Annotated in this window: 18 protein-coding genes and 1 pseudogene; 3 read left to right on the top strand and 16 right to left on the bottom strand. The window is 62.7% G+C overall.

Annotated elements, in window-relative coordinates; translation table 11 throughout:
• Window positions 1-46 precede the first annotated feature (46 nt).
• Window positions 47-2,476, top strand: a complete 2,430-nt coding sequence (gene hrpB / locus RRF55_RS09910; protein WP_064153122.1) for an ATP-dependent helicase HrpB — start codon at window positions 47-49, stop codon at window positions 2,474-2,476.
• A gap of 47 nt (window positions 2,477-2,523) precedes the next feature.
• On the opposite strand, the gene RRF55_RS09905 is transcribed toward hrpB, so the two are convergent.
• From RRF55_RS09905 to RRF55_RS09840, 14 genes are read right to left on the bottom strand one after another with little or no spacing between them, the layout of a single operon-like run.
• The gene (locus RRF55_RS09905; protein WP_004145898.1) at window positions 2,524-3,324 is read right to left on the bottom strand and encodes a prepilin peptidase; all 801 of its coding nucleotides are present in this window, start codon (window positions 3,322-3,324) and stop codon (window positions 2,524-2,526) included.
• The gene (locus RRF55_RS09900; protein WP_087791831.1) at window positions 3,321-4,067 is read right to left on the bottom strand and encodes a type II secretion system protein N; all 747 of its coding nucleotides are present in this window, start codon (window positions 4,065-4,067) and stop codon (window positions 3,321-3,323) included. The genes RRF55_RS09905 and RRF55_RS09900 overlap by 4 nt, the downstream gene beginning before the upstream one ends.
• On the bottom strand, window positions 4,057-4,542 hold the full coding sequence (locus RRF55_RS09895) for a type II secretion system protein M (protein WP_023312675.1): 486 nt from the start codon (window positions 4,540-4,542) through the stop codon (window positions 4,057-4,059). Before RRF55_RS09895 ends, RRF55_RS09900 begins: the two co-directional genes overlap by 11 nt.
• Window positions 4,535-5,728: a type II secretion system protein GspL gene (gspL, locus tag RRF55_RS09890; RefSeq protein ID WP_004191957.1), complete on the bottom strand. Its 1,194-nt coding sequence runs from the start codon at window positions 5,726-5,728 to the stop codon at window positions 4,535-4,537. Before gspL ends, RRF55_RS09895 begins: the two co-directional genes overlap by 8 nt.
• The gene (gspK, locus tag RRF55_RS09885) at window positions 5,715-6,701 is read right to left on the bottom strand and encodes a type II secretion system minor pseudopilin GspK (RefSeq protein WP_077254427.1); all 987 of its coding nucleotides are present in this window, start codon (window positions 6,699-6,701) and stop codon (window positions 5,715-5,717) included. Before gspK ends, gspL begins: the two co-directional genes overlap by 14 nt.
• On the bottom strand, window positions 6,698-7,294 hold the full coding sequence (gene gspJ, locus RRF55_RS09880) for a type II secretion system minor pseudopilin GspJ (RefSeq protein ID WP_004145893.1): 597 nt from the start codon (window positions 7,292-7,294) through the stop codon (window positions 6,698-6,700). Before gspJ ends, gspK begins: the two co-directional genes overlap by 4 nt.
• Window positions 7,291-7,656 carry a type II secretion system minor pseudopilin GspI gene (gene gspI / locus RRF55_RS09875; RefSeq protein ID WP_002889025.1) on the bottom strand — a complete coding sequence of 122 codons (366 nt, stop codon included), beginning with the start codon at window positions 7,654-7,656 and terminating at the stop codon, window positions 7,291-7,293. Before gspI ends, gspJ begins: the two co-directional genes overlap by 4 nt.
• The gene (gspH, locus tag RRF55_RS09870; RefSeq protein ID WP_032414529.1) at window positions 7,653-8,168 is read right to left on the bottom strand and encodes a type II secretion system minor pseudopilin GspH; all 516 of its coding nucleotides are present in this window, start codon (window positions 8,166-8,168) and stop codon (window positions 7,653-7,655) included. The genes gspI and gspH overlap by 4 nt, the downstream gene beginning before the upstream one ends.
• Entirely contained in the window at window positions 8,168-8,590 is a 423-nt protein-coding gene (gene gspG / locus RRF55_RS09865) for a type II secretion system major pseudopilin GspG (protein WP_002889054.1), read from the bottom strand. Before gspG ends, gspH begins: the two co-directional genes overlap by 1 nt.
• 20 nt (window positions 8,591-8,610) lie before the next feature.
• Window positions 8,611-9,825 (bottom strand): type II secretion system inner membrane protein GspF, encoded by a 1,215-nt coding sequence (gspF, locus tag RRF55_RS09860; protein WP_032414530.1) that lies wholly within the window; start codon window positions 9,823-9,825, stop codon window positions 8,611-8,613.
• A gap of 1 nt (window position 9,826) precedes the next feature.
• Window positions 9,827-11,320: a type II secretion system ATPase GspE gene (gene gspE / locus RRF55_RS09855; RefSeq protein ID WP_004151936.1), complete on the bottom strand. Its 1,494-nt coding sequence runs from the start codon at window positions 11,318-11,320 to the stop codon at window positions 9,827-9,829.
• Window positions 11,317-13,290 (bottom strand): GspD family T2SS secretin variant PulD, encoded by a 1,974-nt coding sequence (pulD, locus tag RRF55_RS09850; protein ID WP_004151935.1) that lies wholly within the window; start codon window positions 13,288-13,290, stop codon window positions 11,317-11,319. The genes gspE and pulD overlap by 4 nt, the downstream gene beginning before the upstream one ends.
• Before the next feature lie 9 nt (window positions 13,291-13,299).
• On the bottom strand, window positions 13,300-14,142 hold the full coding sequence (gene gspC / locus RRF55_RS09845) for a type II secretion system protein GspC (protein ID WP_019705882.1): 843 nt from the start codon (window positions 14,140-14,142) through the stop codon (window positions 13,300-13,302).
• Window positions 14,127-14,264: a hypothetical protein gene (locus tag RRF55_RS09840; RefSeq protein WP_004219434.1), complete on the bottom strand. Its 138-nt coding sequence runs from the start codon at window positions 14,262-14,264 to the stop codon at window positions 14,127-14,129. Before RRF55_RS09840 ends, gspC begins: the two co-directional genes overlap by 16 nt.
• Before the next feature lie 184 nt (window positions 14,265-14,448).
• Here RRF55_RS09840 and pulA point away from each other — a divergent pair, with 184 nt between their 5' ends.
• Both pulA and gspB read left to right on the top strand, forming a co-directional pair.
• Complete coding sequence (gene pulA / locus RRF55_RS09835) at window positions 14,449-17,757, top strand: pullulanase-type alpha-1,6-glucosidase (RefSeq protein ID WP_023287263.1); 3,309 nt, start codon at window positions 14,449-14,451, stop codon at window positions 17,755-17,757.
• Window positions 17,758-18,013: 256 nt separating this feature from the next.
• Window positions 18,014-18,571, top strand: a complete 558-nt coding sequence (gene gspB, locus RRF55_RS09830; RefSeq protein ID WP_016530435.1) for a type II secretion system assembly factor GspB — start codon at window positions 18,014-18,016, stop codon at window positions 18,569-18,571.
• A 38-nt stretch (window positions 18,572-18,609) separates the two neighbouring features.
• Here the strand turns inward: gspB and gspS are convergent, their stop codons facing one another.
• Complete coding sequence (gene gspS / locus RRF55_RS09825) at window positions 18,610-18,984, bottom strand: type II secretion system pilot lipoprotein GspS (RefSeq protein ID WP_004194926.1); 375 nt, start codon at window positions 18,982-18,984, stop codon at window positions 18,610-18,612.
• 125 nt (window positions 18,985-19,109) lie between these two features.
• A pseudogene (locus tag RRF55_RS09820) lies at window positions 19,110-19,181 on the bottom strand (hypothetical protein); the annotation flags it as partial.
• Between the last annotated feature and the right edge of the window lie 346 nt (window positions 19,182-19,527).

Genomic DNA, 19,527 nt, shown 5'->3' with positions numbered 1-19,527 from the left:
GGATGCTACAATGCGAACCCCTGAATGTTAACCCCCGGAGCCTTTTGTGTCCTCATTGCCGGTTGCCGCTGTCCTTCCAGAACTGTTATCCGCCCTGCAGCATGCGCCGCAGGTTTTGCTCAACGCGCCGACCGGCGCCGGGAAGTCGACCTGGCTGCCGCTGCAGATCCTCGCCGAGGGCAACATCGCGGGACGCATTATCCTGCTCGAGCCGAGGCGCCTGGCGGCGCGTAATGTCGCGCAGCGGCTGGCTGAACTGCTTGGCGAAAAGCCGGGGGAGACCGTGGGTTTCCGCATGCGCGCCGAAACCTGCGTCGGACCGCAGACCCGCCTGGAGGTGGTTACGGAGGGGATCCTGACGCGCATGATCCAGCGCGATCCGGAGCTGACGGGCGTGGGGCTGGTGATCCTCGATGAGTTTCACGAGCGCAGCCTGCAGGCGGATCTGGCCCTGGCCCTGCTGCTGGACGTCCAGCAGGGGTTACGTGACGATCTCAAGCTGCTGATCATGTCGGCGACCCTCGATAACGATCGCCTGCAGCGTCTGCTGCCGGAGGCGCCGGTGGTGGTCTCGGAGGGGCGCGCTTATCCGGTGGAGCGTCGCTTTAGCCCGCTCTCCGCGCACCAGCGTTTTGATGAGGCGGTGGCGGTAGCGGCGGCGGAGCTCCTGCGGCATGAACAGGGATCGATGCTGCTGTTTCTGCCGGGCGTCGGCGAGATCCAGCGCGTTCAGGAACAGCTGACGGAGCGCGTGGCGGAGGATGTCATTCTCTGCCCGCTGTATGGCGCGTTGCCCTTAAGCGAACAGCGCAAAGCGATCCTCCCGGCGCCGGCCGGGAAGCGCAAAGTGGTGCTGGCCACCAATATTGCCGAGACCAGTTTGACCATCGAGGGGATCCGCCTGGTGGTCGACAGCGCCCAGGAGCGGGTCGCCCGCTTTGACCCGCGTACCGGCCTGACCCGGCTGGTGACGCAGCGCATCAGCCAGGCATCGATGACGCAGCGTGCCGGACGCGCCGGTCGTCTCTCCCCGGGGATCTGCCTGCATTTGCTCGGCAAAGAACAGGCGGAACGGGCGGCGGCGCAGAGCGAGCCGGAGATCCTGCACAGCGATCTGTCGGCGCTGTTGCTGGAGCTGCTGCAGTGGGGCTGCCACGATCCGGCCGCGCTGGCCTGGCTGGATCAGCCGCCCGCGGTCAATCTGGCCGCCGCGCGTCGCCTGCTGGAGGCGCTGTCGGCGCTGGACGGCGAGCGGCTGTCGGCGTTTGGCCGCAAAATGGCAGCGCTTGGCAACGAGCCGCGGCTGGCGGCGATGCTGGCCGCCGCGCAGACCGATGACGAGGCGGCGACAGCGGCAAAGCTGGCGGCGATCCTCGAGGAGTCGCCGCGCGGCGGACTGGTGGATTTGGGGGCCGTCTTTTCCCGTCAGCAGGCCAACTGGCAGCAGCGAGCGCAGCAGCTGATGAAGCGCCTGGCCCGCCGCGGCGGCCAGCCCGATGTCGGGCTAATGGCGGGGCTGCTGGCGTCGGCCTTCGCCGATCGCATCGCCCGCCGCCGCGGTCAGGAGGGGCGCTACCAGCTGGCGAACGGCATGGGCGCGATGCTGGACGCCGACGACGCGCTGGGCCGTCATGAATGGCTTATCGCTCCGCTGCTGCTGCAGGGTAGCGCTTCGCCGGATGCCCGCATGCTGTTGGCTCTGCCAGTGGAAATCGGCGAGCTGATCGCCGCCCGCCCTGAACTGGCGAAAAGTTCCGACACGGTGGAGTGGGATGAAGCGCAGGGGACGCTGAAAGCCTGGCGGCGGACGGTGATCGGCCAGTTGGTGATCAAGACCCAGCCGCTGGCGAAGCCCTCTGAGGCAGAGCTGCATCAGGCGATGCTCAACGGTATTCGTGAGAAAGGCCTCGGGGTGCTCAACTGGCCGCCAGAGGCTGAGCAGCTGCGCCTGCGGCTGCACTGTGCGGCGCAGTGGCTGCCGGAAGAGGCATGGCCCGCAGTGGATGACGCTTCGCTGCTGGCCTCGCTGGAGGCATGGCTGCTGCCGCAGATGAACGGCGTTCATTCCCTGCGGGCGCTGAAGGCGCTGGATCTGCGTCAGGCGCTACAGGACTGGCTGCCATGGCCGCTGCGCCAGAAGCTGGATCGCGAGCTGCCGACGCACTATACCGTGCCGACCGGCAGCCGCCTGGCGATCCGATACCATGCGGAGAACCCGCCAGCGCTGGCGGTGCGTATGCAGGAGATGTTCGGCGAGGCCACGACGCCGGTGATCGCCGAGGGGCGGGTGCCGCTGGTGCTGGAGCTGCTGTCGCCTGCCCAGCGTCCGCTGCAGATCACCCGCGATCTGAGCGCCTTCTGGCAAGGGAGCTACCGCGAGGTGCAGAAAGAGATGAAGGGACGCTATCCGAAGCACGTCTGGCCGGACGATCCGGCCAACGCCGCCCCGACCCGCCGCAGCAAAAAATACTCGTAGCCGCCGCTGCCGGGCGGCATCCTGCCCGGCCAGTCGGTTCGCAAACGCTAGACCATCTGCTGCCAGAGAAAAATACCCCCGCCGGCCAGCGCCAGCCAGGGGCCGAAGGCCAGCGGCTGCTGCAGCGACTGCCGGGTCCACAGGCGTTGCAGTAGGGTCCACACCAGCCCGCTGGCCGAAGCGAGCAACAGCACCTGCGGCAGAACCTGCCAGCCGCACCAGGCGCCCAGCGCCGCCAGCAGCTTAAAATCGCCATAGCCCAGCGCCTCTTTCCCGGTCAGCAGGCGGAACAGCCAGTAGACCGACCACAGCGCCAGATAACCGGCCATCGCCCCGGCGACCGCATCCGGCAGGGCAATGTACACCTCGTTAAGATTGAACAGCAGCCCGGCCCACAGCAGGGGCAGAGTCAGGCGATCGGGCAGCAGCTGGGTCCGGGCGTCAATCCGCGCCAGTATCAGCAGGAACGAGAGCAGCACCAGGCCGCCCGCCAGCGGCAGGCCCGGCGCCAGCAAAGCTCCGGCGAGGATAAACAGCAGGCCGGTGGCCAGCTCGGTCAGCGGATAGCTCCACGCGATGGGCGCCTGACAGCAGCGGGCGCGACGGCCCAGCCAGAGGAAACTGAGCAGCGGGATATTGTCCCGCCAGGCGATCGGCTGGCGGCACTGCGGGCAGGAAGATCCCGGGGTGCTGAGGGTTATCCGCTCGTCGTCCGCGGTCTGGGTCAACATGCGCGGCAGACGATAGATCACCACATTGTAAAAGCTGCCCAGCGCCAGGCCGAACAGCAGCAGAAAGCCATACCAGACAAAGGGAAAGTGCAGCGATAACGCGGCTAGTGTCGTCATTTTTGCTCCTGTGGTAACCATTTTCCCTGCAGCTGCCACGGCGTCGGGCCCGGGGCGTTATTCGCTGTCGGGCGCGTGACCAGCAGCGCCAGCAGCGGCGGCATTCCCTGCCGGGGCTGTAGCGTGCCGCGAAACAGATAGCGGCCATCGGGCGACAGAGTCCCCTGGCCGCTGAGGCTCAGCTGATGAGAGTCCTGACGGAGAGTCAGCGCCACGGCGCCGTCCACCGTACAGCGGAAGGTGCCATTAACCTGGGCCAGCTCCAGGCTGCCGACCGGGGAGTGCAGTCGGGCCTGCCGCCACTGCGCGCCTCCGGCGATGATATGCCGGCAGCGTCCGTCGCTGAACCGCCCTTCGGTCAGGCTGAAGGTGACCTCCCCCGCGGCCTTGACGGGCATAGTCGACATCAACCAGCGGCTGAGCAGGCTGGCGGGGGCGGTGAGCCGCCCCTCCTGTAGGCGCAGATCGCGAAGGCCCCACAGCCGGGCCTGACCCATCACGCCGCGGGGATCGCTGAGAGAGACCTGCCAGCCCGCCAGGGTCAGCGACCACGCCAGTCGTTCAAGCCGTTCCCCATGCCAGTAGACCGGTTGCGCCGCGCCGAGCCAGACGCTGCCGCTAAACTGCCCCACCTGTACGCCGGGCGGCAGCATGGGGGCCAGCAGGCGCGCCGGAGCCGTGGCGGTGAGCCACAACAGATAGAGGACCAGCAGCAGTCCGCCCGCGATCCAGTTAGCCTTCATCGTCGCGCTCCAGCAGCAGATGGTTGACCGTGACCCAGCCGGGCCGCGATGGCTGCCCGGTCACGGACAGCGAAATCGCGTTGACGCCGCGCATCGCCGGAGCGTCCAGCCAGTCGATCAGCGCCTGGACAGCGCAGGGCTGAAGGGTGATCTGCAGACGTTTTCCCTGCGGCTGCAGGCGGACGACCGTCAGTCCGTGGCTCGCCGCCTCGCGCATCACCAGCGCGGTGAGCTCCTCTTTTGCCGCCGGCGCGGGCTGCTGGCTGAGCTGCTGCAGGCGCGGAGCCTGCTCCGTCATCCAGCGCAGGCTGGCCTGCTCTTTCACCAGGGTTTGCCGCCACTGCGCCTCGCGGGCTCGCCAGGGCTGCCACAGCCCATACCAGAAGGCGCATGCCGCCAGCAGCCCTGTCAGACCAAGCAACAGGCGCTGCTCCGACGGCGTGCGCTGCCGCCACCAGATAAGCAGATTAGCCATCGTTTTCCTCCAGCGTCAGTTGTCCCTCAATGCCATCCGGTTTCGTGATCATGTCGCCCGGCCGGACGCGAAACCGCGGCTGCGCCCGCTGGGTAAACTGCTCCAGCGCCCGGGAAGAGACCGCGGCGATATCCAGCTGCAGACGATTGCCCGCGGCATCCCAGCTCAGCGCTCGCAGACGGATCCCCGGCGTTTCGCTGAGGATGTTTTGCAAGGCGCTGAGGCGGTCGACGAGGGGGGCATGCTGCGCCTGACGGGTGAGGGTTTGCAGGTGCTGCTGCATCTGCAGTCGTGGGTTAATCACCTTTTTCTCCGTCGGAAACCAGCGGTGATAGAAGGCCCGGCTGGCCTGTTGCGCCGCCTCGGCCTGACGCGCCAGATCGCGATGGTCCAGCACGCTGTTTGCCCCTGCCAGTAACGCCAGAGCCAGCGCGGCATACCGCGCCGGACGCCAGCTCGCCTGCGCAGACCGCCGCCGGACGGCGAACTCCCCCTGCAGCAGACTGAGTTTCTGCGCTGCCGGATGGCGTGCGGCAAGGGTCAGCAATGTCTGCGCAGGCTGCTCCCGCCAGACGCCCGGCGCCGCGGGCGGCGGCGAATAGCTGTCGATGACGTGCTCTTCCGCCTCGCTCTGCAGCAGCTCCGTCAGCCAGACGTTTTCCGCCGCCATGCCGCCCCACGGCTGGTGGCGGATCAGCCACTGCTCGTCCACCTGCACCGCGCTCCACGCCGGCGGTTGCCAGGGCAGGGCCAGCACGTCGGGCGTCAACGCCAGGGGCTGTAAGGAGAGCGATTCGCAGCGCGCCAGCCAGTCGCGCATTTTTTGCCGCTGTACGGCGACGATCTCGCACTGGGCCTGCTGGCGGTGGAGCAGAGCAAAATGGGTGGCTTCCACATCGTCTGCCAGCTGCTCTTCCAGCAGAAACGGGGCCACCTGCAGCGGCGGTTTACGCAGGCCCGCCGGTAGGGTGAGCGAGTGAAACGCGCAGTCGCTGGCCGGGATCAGCACCCAGGCCGGGTACTGCTCAGCCAGCGCCGGGAAAGGGCTGGCGTCGTCAGTCGGCCACCGGCCGCTGGCCTCGTGGTGCGGCTCGCCGGGGGCGAAGAGTTGCCAGTGCAGCGGCGCCTGCGCGGCGGCGAGGCGCACGATCAGCATGGCCTGGGGAGAAGCATTAATCTTGTTCATCGACCACCATAGAGAGTCCATATCGCCGCTGGACGACGGTAAACGTGCGCCCCGATTGTTGCAGGACGCTGTGCAGCTGAAAGCGGAGATTGCCAGTCACCACGGTAAAAGCGGCGATAAAGCGTGCGCTGTGCACCGTCAGCCAGGGACGGGCAAGCGTGGTATCGGTTTTCTGCAGCGTCGGCTGCGCGAGAAAGGCGGCGACGCTGCTCCACCCGGTTCGCGGGCGGTTGTGCAGCAGCTGTTGCGCCTCCTGCAGCGTCAGATCGCCGGGAAAGAGGGCCACCAGCAGGGCGGCCTGGGAGGGGCGCAGGGTGTTGACATTGACCTGCAGCGCGTCATCCGGCTGGACGCAGACGAAGGGGAGCAGGCGCTGATAGAGCGCGGCGTCCATCCCGGCCAGCAGGTGCAACTCGCTGACATCCTGCATCGGCTGGTTGGCGGCGAGATAGCCCGGGGTTTGCGCCATATAGACCTCGTCCTCCGCCCCGTTCAGCCGCGGCTGGCCGTCGCTGTCCGTCCAGTCGCCAAGGGCGGCGGCGATCTGGCTGGCGCGCAGCGGCGGCTCGCCGAGCAGCGCCAGCAGCCGAACGAAGACGTCGGTCGGGTAGGGCGTTCCGTCGCCAGCCTCATCCGCGCGATGGTCAATAGCATTGAGGTTGAAGCAGGCGTGCCCGTCGCGGATCGTGGCGCGGATTTCGCCATCGTCGAGGGTAAAACGGCGCCCCTCCTGCGCCCAGGTTTGCGCCAGATTCGTTTGACTGGGCGAGTCCAGCGCATCGCGTTGCAGCAGCGCGGCGGCCATGTTTTCCGCCGCCAGGGCGTACCATCTGGCCTGCAAATTATCGAGGGTCACGGCGGTATGCTGATACATGACCGCGGTGCGCTCGGTCATGGCGCTGGCGAGGATCATCATCAGGGCGAGGATGAACAGCACCATCAGGAGCGCGACGCCGCGTTGCCGATTTATCACTGGCCGCCTCCCGGGGTGAGTAAAAACAGGCGGGTTATCTCCCCGCTGTTCGCCAGCGTCAGGGTGATCTCCAGCCCCTGCGGCAGCCTCTGCGGGCGGTCCCAGGTTTCCTGCCAGCGCCCGTCGGCGTAAAACCGCAGGCGAAACGCGGTTACCTCGCGCAGCAGCACCCGGACCGTCGGCTGGCTGCCGGTCAGCGGATCCTGCTGATCGAAGCTCAGACGCTCAAGCTGCTGCTGGCGCAGACGGTAGCTGACGTTCTGGATCTCCGATCGCGGGAGGATCCCCAGCGGGTTTGGCCAGCCGCTGCGGCTGAAGGCCAGTCCCCAGTCGTCGCTCTGCAACTGGAAACGTCCGGCGAAGAAAAACGTGTCGCTGTTTCTGGCGCGACGGGGAATGATGTGGGTGACATCGTCGGCGATCTGGCGAAAGGCGCGCTGGAGGGCCGCGATCTGCTGGCTTTTCTCGCGGGTCAGGCCATCGGCGCGGATGACGTTCTGCAGCACCATCACGGCGGCGGCGCTGAGGACGGCGAGGATAGCCAGCGCCAGCAGCGTTTCGATCAGAGTGAAACCGCGCATTTTCGTTATCATGGCGGCGTCACCCAGGTGCGCAGGGTGGCCAGCGGCGCGGGATCGCTTTTTTGCCGCCGGACCTCCACGTCCAGCGCCCGCAGCTGCGGCAGCGCGGTTTCCACTCCCTGCCAGCGGACAAACCAGCGCGTCCCGGCGGCCTCCACGGTGGTTTCAGACCAGCTGAGGGCAGGCCAGCGTTTCTCCAGCCGCAGCTGCACCAGCTGGTTATCCGCCAGCCAGCTGGCGAGGATTTTCTCTTCCATACGCCCGAGCTGGCGCGTCTGCTGCAGGGTGGACTGCATCACCGCCAGGCCAGCGAGGGCGAAAATCACCAGCGCGACCATCACTTCGATAAGCGTCATTCCGGCTTCACGCTTCATGGCTGCTCCCGCGCCGCCAGCGGCTGGCTGTCGCCCTGGGCGTCGACGTTGATGCCCGTCGCGGCGTCAATCCGCAGCTGAAACGGCGTGACTTCACCGCCGGGAAAAATAAGCACGTCGGGCTGCTCGCCCGGCGTCCACGCCTGGCCGTCGGGAAAGCGCAGCGTCAGCCTGGCCCGCGGGAGGGTTTCCGCCGTGGTGACGCGTCCGGCCTGCAGCGGCAGCCACTGCGCGTTGCCCCACCGGTCATCCGTCTCCGCCGGGGTGCTATCGTCGGCAGGCTGCAGGCGCATAAACTGCCAGCGCTCAGGGTGGATGATAATGCCGAAGAGCTGACCGGTTTGCTGCCCGCGCTCGCGGACAAAATCCAGTTGCGTCTGAAAGCGCGCCAGGATCTGTGTGGCCTCCTGGGTGCGGGCGGAGGGAAACGCCAGCAGCACCATGCTGGCGCTGACGCCGATCAGCAGCAGGACCAGCATCATCTCCAGGAGGGTGAAACCGCGCTGAGACACTATTTCTTCCCGAGGGTCCAGTTGCCGATATCGTCATTGGTGTCGGGCATCCCGTCCGGGCCGACGCTGAAGACGTCGATGGCGCCATGCTGACCCGGGCTTAACAGCTGATACTCATTCCCCCACGGGTCCTGCGGCAGACGGCGGATATAGCCGCCTTCCGGGTAGTTGCGGGCATGCGGCTCGGCGGCCGGAGCGGTCACCAGCGCCTGCAGTCCCTGTTCGGTGTTGGGGTAGCGGCTATTGTCGAGTTTATACATGTCCAGCGCTCCCTCGAGCGCCACCAGATCGCTGACGACTTTCTGGCGGTCCGCTTTCTCCTTGTTGCCCATCAGGTTAGGCACCACCAGGCTGGCGAGAATGCCGAGAATGACGATCACCACCATAATTTCCAGTAACGTGAAACCGCGTTGCCGTTGCATAGTTTTCTCCATTAATACAGTTACATACTCATAAGGGTGTTCAGTTGCAGGATCGGCTGCAGGATGGCCAGCACGATAAACAGCACCATGCCGGCCATGGTGACCACCAGAAGAGGCTCAAACAGGCTGAGGGCCATCTGGATCTGCGCGCTCAGCTCCCGGTCCTGGTTCTCCGCCGCGCGCTCCAGCATGGCGGTCAGTTCTCCGCTCTGTTCGCCGCTGGCGATCATGTAGCGCATCATCGGCGGAAACAGGGCGGTGGATTCCAGCGCCCGATGCAGACTGACGCCTTCGCGTACCGATTCGCTGGCCGCCGCCAGCTGGCTGCGTGCCCAGGCGTTGCTGAGGACGTCGGCGCTGATGCGCATCGACAGCAGCAGCGGCACCGCGCTGGCATTGAGAATGCTTAAGGTGCGGGCGTAGCGCGCGCTGTTGACGCTGCGGGCCACGCGGCCGATGACCGGCAGGCGCAGCAGCGCCCGGTCCCAGGCGAGCCGCCGGGCAGGCTGGCGCAGCAGATAGCGCAGCGCCAGCAGCGCCAGTAACGACAGCAGCGCCAGCCAGGGGCCCGCGCTGCGCACGATGTCGCTCAAGCTCATTAGCAGCCGGGTAGAGAAGGGCAGGGCCTGTTTAAGATGGACAAACTGCTCAACGACTTTCGGGACTACGGTGGAGAGCAGAATGGCGATCACGCTGATAGCGACCAGCGTCAGTACGATGGGGTAGATCATCGCCTGCAGCAGGCGGGCGCGGAGCTGCTGGCGCTGCTCGGTATAGTCAGCAAGCCGGTTCAGTACGCCGTCGAGATGGCCGGAGGTTTCGCCGGCCGCCACCATGGCGCAGAACAGCCTGTCGAAGCAGGCGGGATAGCCGCGCATCGCCTCCGCCAGCGAGTGGCCTTCGAGCACTTTGCTGCGCACCCCGGCCATTAACGTTCTTAGCGACGGCTTTTCGCACTGCTGGGCGACGGCATCGAGCGCCTTTTCCAGCGGGATCCCGGCGGCAACCAGAGTCGCCAGCTGGCGAGTGAGCAGGGCTAAATCACCGGCGCTGGTACGCCGGGTAAGGGATCCGCCGGCCCACAGTCGGCGCGCCGGGTCGGCAGTTGTCACTTCCAGCGCCAGCCAGCCCTTGTCCCGCAGCAGCTGGCGGGCGTGGCGGGCGGAGTCGGCCTGCTGAAGGCCGCGGCGGGTTTTGCCCTGCGCGTCCAGCGCCTGATAGCGAAACAGGGCCATCTTAGACGCTTTCCGTCGTTTGCTGTTCGGTGACCCGCATCACCTCCTCCCAGCTGGTGATCCCCGCCAGCGCTTTGTCGCGTCCGGCATGACGCAGGGTTTGCCAGGCTGGCCCCAGCTGCTGGATCAGGGTGATCTCGTTCTCGCCGCGGTGGATGGCGGCGCGCACGCGATCGTCGATTAGCAGCAGTTCATGGATCCCGGTACGCCCGCGATAGCCGATGAAATTACACTCCGGACAGCCTTTGGGCTGCCACAGCCGCGCGCCGACCGGGACCGCCATCTGCCGGGCGGTGTTGGCATCCGCCTGCCAGGGCTGACGGCAGTGCGGGCAGAGTTGGCGCACCAGCCGCTGCGACATCACCGCCAGCAGCGAGGTGGAGAGTAAAAAAGGCTCCACGCCCATATCCTGTAGACGGGAAATGGCGCCCAGCGCGCTGTTGGTGTGCAGGGTCGACAGCACCAGGTGCCCGGTCAGCGAGGCCTGAACGGCGATCTGGGCGGTTTCGCCATCGCGGATTTCGCCCACCAGCACTACGTCCGGATCCTGGCGCAGGATGGCACGCAGGCCGCGGGCGAAGGTCATCTCGACTTTGGCGTTGACCTGGGTCTGGCCTATGCCCTCCAGCTCATACTCCACCGGATCTTCAATGGTCATGATGTTGCGCTCCCGGGCGTCGAGGCGGCTGAGGGCGGCGTAGAGCGTCGTGCTTTTCCCGGAGCCGGTCGGACCGGTGACCAGGATGATGCCGTGCGGGCGGGCGATCAGCGCATCGACCCGATCGAGCAGGGCGGGCGGCATGCCCAGCGTCAGCAGATCCAGGTTGACGCTGTTTTTGTCCAGCAGACGCAGGACGACGCGTTCGCCGTGGCTGGAGGGCAGGGTGGAGACGCGCACGTCGATTGCTCGCCCGCCGATGCGCAGCGCCATGCGGCCATCCTGAGGGACCCGCTTTTCGGCAATGTCCAGGCTGGCCATCACCTTGATGCGCGAAATTAACAGGGCGGCCAGCCGCCGCTGCGGGCGCAGAATTTCGCGCAGCACGCCGTCGACGCGAAAGCGGATCTGCAGATGGCGCTCGTAGGTTTCGATATGAATATCCGAGGCTTTCTCTTTGATGGCCTCGGTGAGCATGGCGTTGATCAGGCGGATGATCGGCGCGTCGTCCTCACTGTCGAGCAGATCGTCGGTGTCCGGCAGCTCTTCGGCGAGGGTATAGAGGTCGAGCTCGTTGCCGATGTCGGCCATCATGCGGTGCGCCTCCGCCGAATCACGCTGATAGCTGAGCACCAGCACTTTCTCGAACGCGTCCGGCGCCAGACGGCTGACGCGCATCGGGCCGTCCGCCAGGCGGCGCGCTTCCAGCAGCGCCCGGGCGGCGGTATCGGGGCGGCACAGCGCTTCGCAGCATTCGCCGTCGCTGAGCAGCACAAGATGGTGCGCGCGGGCCCAGGCGAAGGGCAACAGCGGACGGCGTTCGGCGGCTGGCGTCATGGGCGGCCTCCGAGATTGAAGGCGTCAATGGCGGCGCTGACCTGGCGGAAGGCCTGGGTCTCCTGCTGCGGATAGATATGCAGCAGGTCGTTGCTGAGCGACGCTTCGCTGCTTTCTTTACCCCGCTGTTTAGTTTGCGCATTGTTGAAGGCGGTGTACTGGCCGGAAGATGCCTGGCGGTACTCATCGCGATCGCGAATGATGGTCGGGCGGATAAACAGCATCAGGTTGCGTTTCGACACTTTCTTGCTGTCGGAGCGGAACAGGGCGCCGATCACTGGGATATCCCCGAGCAGCGGCACTTTGTCAGCGGTATCGGTGACGGTTTTATCCAGCAGCCCGCCAACCACCACCGTTTCGCCGCTGCCGACCAGCACGGCGTTATTCACCGTCCGGGTATTGAAGGTCGCCCCGAGATCGCTGCTGGTGCTGGAGGCCGAGTCGGCAACGCTCGATACCTCCTGCTCAATCTCCAGCAGCACCGCATCGCCTTCGTTAATCTGCGGCTTCACCTTCAGTTTAATGCCGACGGTTTTGCGCTCGACGGTATTGAAGATGTTGTCGCCTGAGGTGGTTTGCGAACCGGTTAATACCGGAACTTCCTGGCCGACGTTAAAGGTGGCTTGCATGTTATCGAGGGTGACGATGCTGGGGGTGGCCAGAATATCGTTCTTGGTACTGCTGGAGAGGGCGGTGAGCAGCATCGCCCAGTTCCCCTGATAGAAGCCGGCGGCGATACCGTTAAACGAGCCGAGGGCGCTGGCCAGCGAGCTGCTGATGGTACCGTCTTTGTTGTACTGGTTGGCGCCGGCGATAGCCGTCGATATCGGCAAACCGCTGTTGGTGAACTGCGTCATGCCGGCGTTTTTGTTTGCCCACTGGATACCGAGATTAAGGCCATCGGCATCCTGCACTTCGGCAATAATCGCCTCCACAAGCACCTGCGGGCGGCGGATATCGAGCTGGGCGATCACCCGCTCAAGATCGTTCATCACGTCCGGCGCCGCGGTGACGATCAGGGCGTTGGTCTGGCCGTGGGCTTTGATAATAATATTTTTGTCGATCGCGGCCACTGGCCTGGCGCTTTGCTTGTCGCTCTGCAGCGAGCTGCTGATCCCGGTCAGAACCTCCACCAGATCGGCGGCTTTGGCGTACTTCAGGTAGATCACTTTGGTGTTACCCTGTACCGCCTGCTGGCGGTCGAGCTGTTTGATCATGGCGATGATGCGCTGGCGCGAGTTTGGTTCGCCGCTCACCAGTACCGCGTTGGTGCGCTCATCGGCCACCACGTTCGCCACCATCGAGCCCGGCAGCGCCGACTTGCTGGTATCTTTATTAAGCTCGGTAACCAGTTTGACTACTTCCGCGGCGGAGGCCCAGGAAAGGGGCACGGTCACCACGCTGCGATCCCCGGCGTTGTCGACGCGCTCGACAATGGTCAGCAGGCGTTTGATAACCGCCGCGCGGCCGGTCATCAGCAGTACGTTGGAGGGCTCATAATGGACCACGCTGCCGGCGCCAGCGTTATCGTTCAGCTGGCGGAGCAGCGGGGCGAGATCGCGGGCGGCGACGTTGGTCAGGGGCACCACCCGGGTGACCACTTCATCGCCTTCGCCCGGCGCGGCCGCGCTGGCGACCGGCACGGCCGAGGTCTTGGCGTCTTTGGCGCGGACCACTTTTAGCACGCCGTTATTCATATTGATCACGGCGAAGCCATATACATCCAGCACGCTGAGGAAGAATTGATAATATTGTTCTTCATTGAGCATATCGTAACTGCGCACGGTGATAGTGCCGCGTACGCTGGGATCGATAATCACCGTTTTATTCAGGTTTTTGCTGACGGTATTGATAAATTCCTGGATATCGGTGCCTTTAAAACTGGCGGAAAATTCCTCCGCGGCGGCCGGAGAAAATAGCAGCGGGGTTAATATCAGCAGCGCAGGCAGCATTTTTCGCAGGCTTTTCATGGTTGGCAATTATTCATCCCCCAGCGCGAAAGCAATATCGTGTCGTTGGCCTTCCCGCTCAACGGTTAGCGTTATTTCGGTCATGTCGGCCAGATTCTGCAGCGCCTGTTGCGCTTGCTCCTGGTCGCGTAAATCGATGCCATTTAAGGCAATCGCCAAATCATTTGCCTGCAGGCCGGACTGGCGAAACAGCGAGGCGTCTTTGCCTGGGTTTAGTCGATAACCCAGCAGTTTGTCGCCGCTGAGTACCGGCGAAATAGATAAATAAGTGAGGATATTTTGCGGCTGTTCGCGGAGTCGCTTCACGAGGGGCGGGTTGCCCGCGGCGGTGGGCGGCGGCGACGGCGCGCGACTGTCGTTAAATAATAAAATGGCCTCTTTGCGCCCCTGATAGTTGACGATGATCCGGTCAGGCAGAATGGCGGCGATCCGCGCATCATATCCTGGGAGGGGATCGCCCGTGCTAAGGCTAACCTGCTGATTTCCCTTTTCGATAATAGCGATGGAGCGCGCCGGGTTGCTGCTGGCGAGTAGCCCGGCCAGGCGTAGCTTCAGGCTGGAAACCGGCACCTGATTGAGACTGGCAGCATCCGTTGGCGTGGGGCTATTTTTCACCGCCAGGCCAAACAGGGTAAATGCGGGCCGCACATTTTTTAATTCCGGATCTGCCGGCGGAGGCATGGTTAACGGTAGAGCGGAAATATCCTCAGGACTCACAGGGAATACCACGCGCCAGGTTAATTTCGCCAGCTGTGGGATAGCGGTTATTAATATGATGAGCGTCACAATTTGTGGTAATAATTTAATTATCCCTTTATTTATATTTGTTAACCTCATCACAGAAACTGGCATTTTAATTCCTTTGCTAATTTATTTTTCTGCACGTTGGCGTAATACCCTACCGAAACAGGTAGGTGATTATTGGCTTTTGAATTATTTATTGCCGGAGAGTGGCGATAAGCGTGGCGAATCATAATCAGTTTGCGGTTTCGGGTCGTCATTCCCTTTATTGATTTACTCCCCCGGCTTCCTACGCCCCCCGCTCATTTGTGGGGGATGATTGCGCCTGGGAAAGCAAAAATATCTAATTAGCGCGCTGTAAAGATATTCATCCTTTCTTACCTTTTATAATTTAATAAGCATATTAGGGACTATCGAATGCTCAGATATACCTGTCATGCCCTATTTCTTGGATCGTTAGTATTATTGAGTGGCTGTGATAACAGCTCTTCCTCTTCTACCTCTGGCTCACCGGGTTCACCAGGCAATCCTGGCAACCCAGGCACTCCCGGCACGCCCGACCCGCAGGATGTCGTCGTCCGCTTACCGGACGTTGCCGTCCCAGGCGAAGCGGTGCAGGCTTCCGCCAGGCAGGCTGTCATTCATCTCGTCGATATCGCCGGCATCACCAGCAGCACGCCGGCCGACTATGCGACGAAAAACCTCTATTTATGGAACAACGAAACCTGTGACGCGCTGAGCGCGCCGGTGGCGGACTGGAATGATGTCAGCACCACGCCGACCGGCAGCGACAAATATGGCCCTTACTGGGTGATCCCGCTGACTAAAGAGAGCGGATGCATCAACGTTATCGTCCGCGATGGCACCAATAAGCTTATCGACAGCGACCTGCGCGTCTCTTTCAGTGACTTCACCGATCGGACGGTATCGGTCATCGCCGGCAACAGCGCGGTCTATGACTCCCGCGCCGACGCCTTCCGCGCCGCCTTTGGCGTGGCGCTGGCCGATGCGCACTGGGTCGATAAGACTACTCTGCTGTGGCCGGGTGGGGAAAATAAACCCATTGTGCGCCTCTATTACAGCCACAGCAGTAAGGTGGCCGCCGACAGTAACGGCGAATTTAGCGATAAATATGTCAAGCTGACCCCCACCACCGTCAGCCAGCAGGTAAGCATGCGCTTCCCGCATCTCGCCAGCTATCCAGCCTTTAAACTGCCGGATGATGTTAACGTCGATGAATTGCTGCAGGGCGAGACGGTGGCGATAGCCGCGGAAAGCGATGGGATCCTGAGCTCAGCCACCCAGGTGCAGACCGCCGGCGTGCTGGACGATACCTATGCCGCCGCCGCCGAGGCGCTGAGCTATGGCGCCCAGCTAACCGATAGCGGCGTGACCTTCCGCGTCTGGGCGCCCACGGCGCAGCAGGTCGAGCTGGTGATCTATAGCGCGGACAAGAAAGTGATAGCCAGTCACCCGATGACCCGCGACAGCGCCTCCGGCGCCTGGTCCTGGCAGGGGGGAAGCGACCTGAAGGGCGCCTTCTACCGCTACGCGATGACCGTTTACCACCCGCAGTCGCGTAAAGTCGAGCAGTACGAAGTGACCGATCCCTACGCCCACAGTTTGTCGACCAACTCGGAGTACAGCCAGGTGGTCGATCTGAACGACAGCGCGCTGAAGCCGGAAGGCTGGGACGGGCTGACGATGCCGCACGCGCAGAAAACCAAAGCCGATCTGGCGAAAATGACGATTCACGAATCGCATATTCGCGATCTCTCCGCCTGGGATCAAACCGTTCCTGCGGAGCTGCGCGGTAAGTATCTGGCGCTCACCGCCCAGGAAAGCAATATGGTCCAGCATCTGAAACAGCTGTCGGCCTCGGGCGTGACCCATATTGAGCTGCTGCCGGTCTTCGATCTGGCGACGGTCAATGAGTTCAGCGACAAGGTCGCCGATATTCAGCAGCCGTTCAGCCGCCTGTGCGAGGTCAATAGCGCGGTGAAGAGCAGCGAGTTCGCGGGCTATTGCGACAGCGGTTCGACGGTCGAAGAGGTGCTGACCCAGCTGAAGCAGAACGACAGCAAGGATAACCCGCAGGTGCAGGCGTTGAATACGCTGGTGGCGCAGACCGACTCCTATAACTGGGGCTATGATCCGTTCCACTACACGGTGCCGGAAGGATCCTACGCCACCGATCCGGAAGGCACGGCGCGCATTAAAGAGTTCCGCACCATGATTCAGGCGATCAAGCAGGATCTGGGAATGAACGTCATTATGGACGTGGTGTACAACCACACCAACGCCGCCGGCCCGACCGATCGCACCTCGGTACTGGATAAGATCGTCCCCTGGTACTACCAGCGTCTGAACGAAACCACCGGCAGCGTGGAATCGGCTACCTGTTGCTCCGACTCGGCGCCAGAGCACCGGATGTTCGCCAAGCTTATCGCCGATTCACTGGCGGTATGGACCACCGATTATAAGATCGATGGCTTCCGCTTCGACCTGATGGGCTACCACCCGAAAGCGCAGATCCTCTCGGCCTGGGAACGCATTAAAGCGCTGAACCCGGATATCTACTTCTTTGGCGAAGGCTGGGATTCCAACCAGAGCGATCGCTTTGAAATTGCCTCGCAAATCAATCTCAAAGGCACCGGGATCGGCACGTTCTCCGATCGTCTGCGCGACGCCGTGCGCGGCGGCGGGCCGTTCGACTCCGGTGACGCATTACGCCAGAACCAGGGCGTGGGCAGCGGGGCCGGCGTTCTGCCGAATGAGCTGACCACCCTGAGCGACGATCAGGCGCGTCACCTCGCCGATCTGACCCGTCTCGGCATGGCCGGTAACCTTGCGGACTTTGTGCTGATCGACAAAGACGGCGCGGTGAAGAGAGGCAGCGAGATTGATTATAACGGCGCGCCAGGCGGCTATGCGGCTGATCCGACGGAAGTCGTGAACTATGTGTCAAAACACGATAACCAGACGCTGTGGGACATGATCAGCTATAAAGCCGCTCAGGAGGCGGATCTCGATACCCGCGTCCGGATGCAGGCGGTGTCGCTGGCGACGGTGATGCTCGGCCAGGGGATCGCCTTTGACCAGCAGGGCTCGGAGCTGCTGCGCTCTAAATCCTTTACCCGCGATTCGTATGATTCCGGCGACTGGTTTAACCGCGTGGACTACTCCCTGCAGGACAACAACTACAACGTCGGTATGCCGCGCAGCAGCGATGATGGCAGCAACTATGACATTATCGCCCGGGTGAAAGACGCGGTGGCTACTCCGGGTGAAACGGAGCTCAAGCAGATGACCGCGTTTTATCAGGAGCTGACCGCGCTGCGTAAATCGTCTCCGCTGTTTACCCTCGGCGACGGCGCGACGGTGATGAAGCGCGTGGACTTCCGCAATACTGGCGCCGATCAGCAGACGGGTCTGCTGGTGATGACCATCGATGACGGGATGCAGGCTGGCGCCAGTCTGGACAGCCGTGTCGACGGCATCGTGGTGGCGATCAACGCCGCGCCGGAAAGCCGGACGCTGCAGGACTTCGCCGGCACATCGCTCCAGCTGAGCGCTATTCAGCAGGCGGCGGGCGACCGGTCGCTGGCGAGCGGCGTGCAGGTTGCCGCTGACGGTTCGGTCACGCTGCCGGCCTGGTCGGTTGCCGTTCTCGAGTTGCCGCAGGGCGAGTCGCAGGGCGCTGGCCTGCCGGTGAGCAGTAAATAACATAACGTAGGGCGCCCGTAAGGGCGCCTCTGGCTGATGACAAACCTGTTTCGTTATTGTGCTCGCCTTTCTGTCGGGTGGCGGCTTTCGCCTTACCCGGCCTACGAAAGATTACAATATCAAACAGTTATGCAGTTATCTGTAGGCCCGCGCAAGCGTAGCGCCGCCGGGCAATTCCTGAAGATTGCACTTTGTCAGCAGTCTGGGGCATCCGTAAGGGCGCCTTCTCGTTATGGTGAGGGAACAGGAGACGGTTGTGATTGTTCGTGATGACAGTGAAAGAGGGATCCCGCCGCTGGTGACGCATCAGCCGCCGTCCTCGCTGGATGATGCGCCGGTGATCCGCGGACGGATGGTGCAGATCCCCGGCTGGATTATCCCGCTGTACGCCGGATTATTTATCACGCTCGGCTGGTTTGGCGGCGAGCAGTGGCGTCACCCGGCACCGCCGCAAACGCTGCCCTTGCCGGTGGCGCATGCGGCGCTTCTGCCGTTAACCGCTGCCGGAGAGGCCGCGCCAAAGACGCCGCCGCCGGCGGCAAAAGCCAGCGCGCCCGCGGCGCCGGAAGTGGACAGCGATACGCTGCCGCCTCTGCGCTACAGCGCCCATGTCTATGCCTCGCTACCGGAAAAGCGCAGCATTGTGTTAAACGGCAAAGCGTGGACGGAGGGCGATTCACCCCTGCCCAATCTGGTGGTGGAGCAGATCCAGCAGGATGTGACGATCTTCAGCTTCAACGGCACGACCTTTACCCTCGCGGCGCTGGAGGACTGGCCGGGCGGAAAAATTGACGAGGAGCCGAAAGAGGAATAAAAGCGCGCACAATAACCGGCGCGCTGAGGATATTTCGCTTAGTCGCTGCGCAAGCTGGCAATAAATGGCGCGAGCTGACGATTAAATTGACTGCACTGTGTGGCTTCCGGGGTACTGTCCTGTAATAGCTGTTGGTAAAGCCGGTCGCTATTTTGGCTTAACGTCGCCACGTCAATATTTCCCCATCCGCGCGCTTTACCGACATTCACCGCTGCCCGATATATCGTTTCATCAGCGGGGAGATCGCTACGATTACATTTATTCTTGAGATAGCGCGTCCCGGCCGCCACGGACGAGAGCTGCTCGAGCTGCGCCTGGCTGCTGATAGCCGGGCTGAGCGTTGAGGCGGGTTTTTGTTGGCAGCCAGAGAGAAGGGCTACCATGCAAAGCGGAAATATAAGCGGAATACGCATCATAGAGTAATCAAAATAATGAATCACTGGCCGCTAGTTTAACAAATATTTCCCTGGTGTCATCATAAAATATTATTCTGCATAAATGTTAACAGGCTCTCATTTTTATCAACGGAAAGGCGCTAAATCGACTTTACTTTTATCAATAATAAACGTTGGCGCTGGGAAAATATATTTTCATCTGCGGATGATGCCACTGCGTTGACCGGCAGGAAGCGCGCCGTTTTTTATGTTATTAAAAAACATACTCTTTCCCATCTTGTTACGTGCGCAGGAGGTAAAATGCTGGTTAAGAATGTCGCATTTTAGTGCTATCCTGTATGCCCTGAACATTACGTGCTATGTTCTGACTTATTCTGCCGATGATGCGTTTAACACAATGATTTTATGGTGAATTTTTATTGTTAGTATCATGTAACATGAAGCAAACCAACCCTCTGAAAGGCTGGCGGCGCGTCCTGCCTGCCAGCAGGTTGTCGTCCGAAGGATAAGCAGCCTGGACGTTAATTTGAGAGATTTCTTCTTCCTCTGAACAGGGGAAGT

The organism is Klebsiella sp. K47 (assembly GCF_051858335.1).
Classification (GTDB): domain Bacteria; phylum Pseudomonadota; class Gammaproteobacteria; order Enterobacterales; family Enterobacteriaceae; genus Klebsiella; species Klebsiella pneumoniae.
The sequence above is the reverse complement of the archived record's forward strand: the minus strand, read 5'-3'. Positions and strand labels throughout refer to the sequence as shown.

Bases quoted from the DNA above. Each gene is read 5' to 3' on its own strand.
- RRF55_RS09905 (WP_004145898.1), bottom strand. From the start codon at position 3,324: ATGACGACACTAGCCGCGTTATCGCTGCACTTTCCCTTTGTCTGGTAT.
- RRF55_RS09900 (WP_087791831.1), bottom strand. From the start codon at position 4,067: ATGAAGGCTAACTGGATCGCGGGCGGACTGCTGCTGGTCCTCTATCTG.
- RRF55_RS09895 (WP_023312675.1), bottom strand. From the start codon at position 4,542: ATGGCTAATCTGCTTATCTGGTGGCGGCAGCGCACGCCGTCGGAGCAG.
- gspL (WP_004191957.1), bottom strand. From the start codon at position 5,728: ATGAACAAGATTAATGCTTCTCCCCAGGCCATGCTGATCGTGCGCCTC.
- gspJ (WP_004145893.1), bottom strand. From the start codon at position 7,294: ATGATAACGAAAATGCGCGGTTTCACTCTGATCGAAACGCTGCTGGCG.
- gspI (WP_002889025.1), bottom strand. From the start codon at position 7,656: ATGAAGCGTGAAGCCGGAATGACGCTTATCGAAGTGATGGTCGCGCTG.
- gspG (WP_002889054.1), bottom strand. From the start codon at position 8,590: ATGCAACGGCAACGCGGTTTCACGTTACTGGAAATTATGGTGGTGATC.
- gspF (WP_032414530.1), bottom strand. From the start codon at position 9,825: ATGGCCCTGTTTCGCTATCAGGCGCTGGACGCGCAGGGCAAAACCCGC.
- gspE (WP_004151936.1), bottom strand. From the start codon at position 11,320: ATGACGCCAGCCGCCGAACGCCGTCCGCTGTTGCCCTTCGCCTGGGCC.
- pulD (WP_004151935.1), bottom strand. From the start codon at position 13,290: ATGAAAAGCCTGCGAAAAATGCTGCCTGCGCTGCTGATATTAACCCCG.
- gspC (WP_019705882.1), bottom strand. From the start codon at position 14,142: ATGCCAGTTTCTGTGATGAGGTTAACAAATATAAATAAAGGGATAATT.
- RRF55_RS09840 (WP_004219434.1), bottom strand. From the start codon at position 14,264: ATGATTCGCCACGCTTATCGCCACTCTCCGGCAATAAATAATTCAAAA.
- pulA (WP_023287263.1), top strand. From the start codon at position 14,449: ATGCTCAGATATACCTGTCATGCCCTATTTCTTGGATCGTTAGTATTA.
- gspS (WP_004194926.1), bottom strand. From the start codon at position 18,984: ATGCGTATTCCGCTTATATTTCCGCTTTGCATGGTAGCCCTTCTCTCT.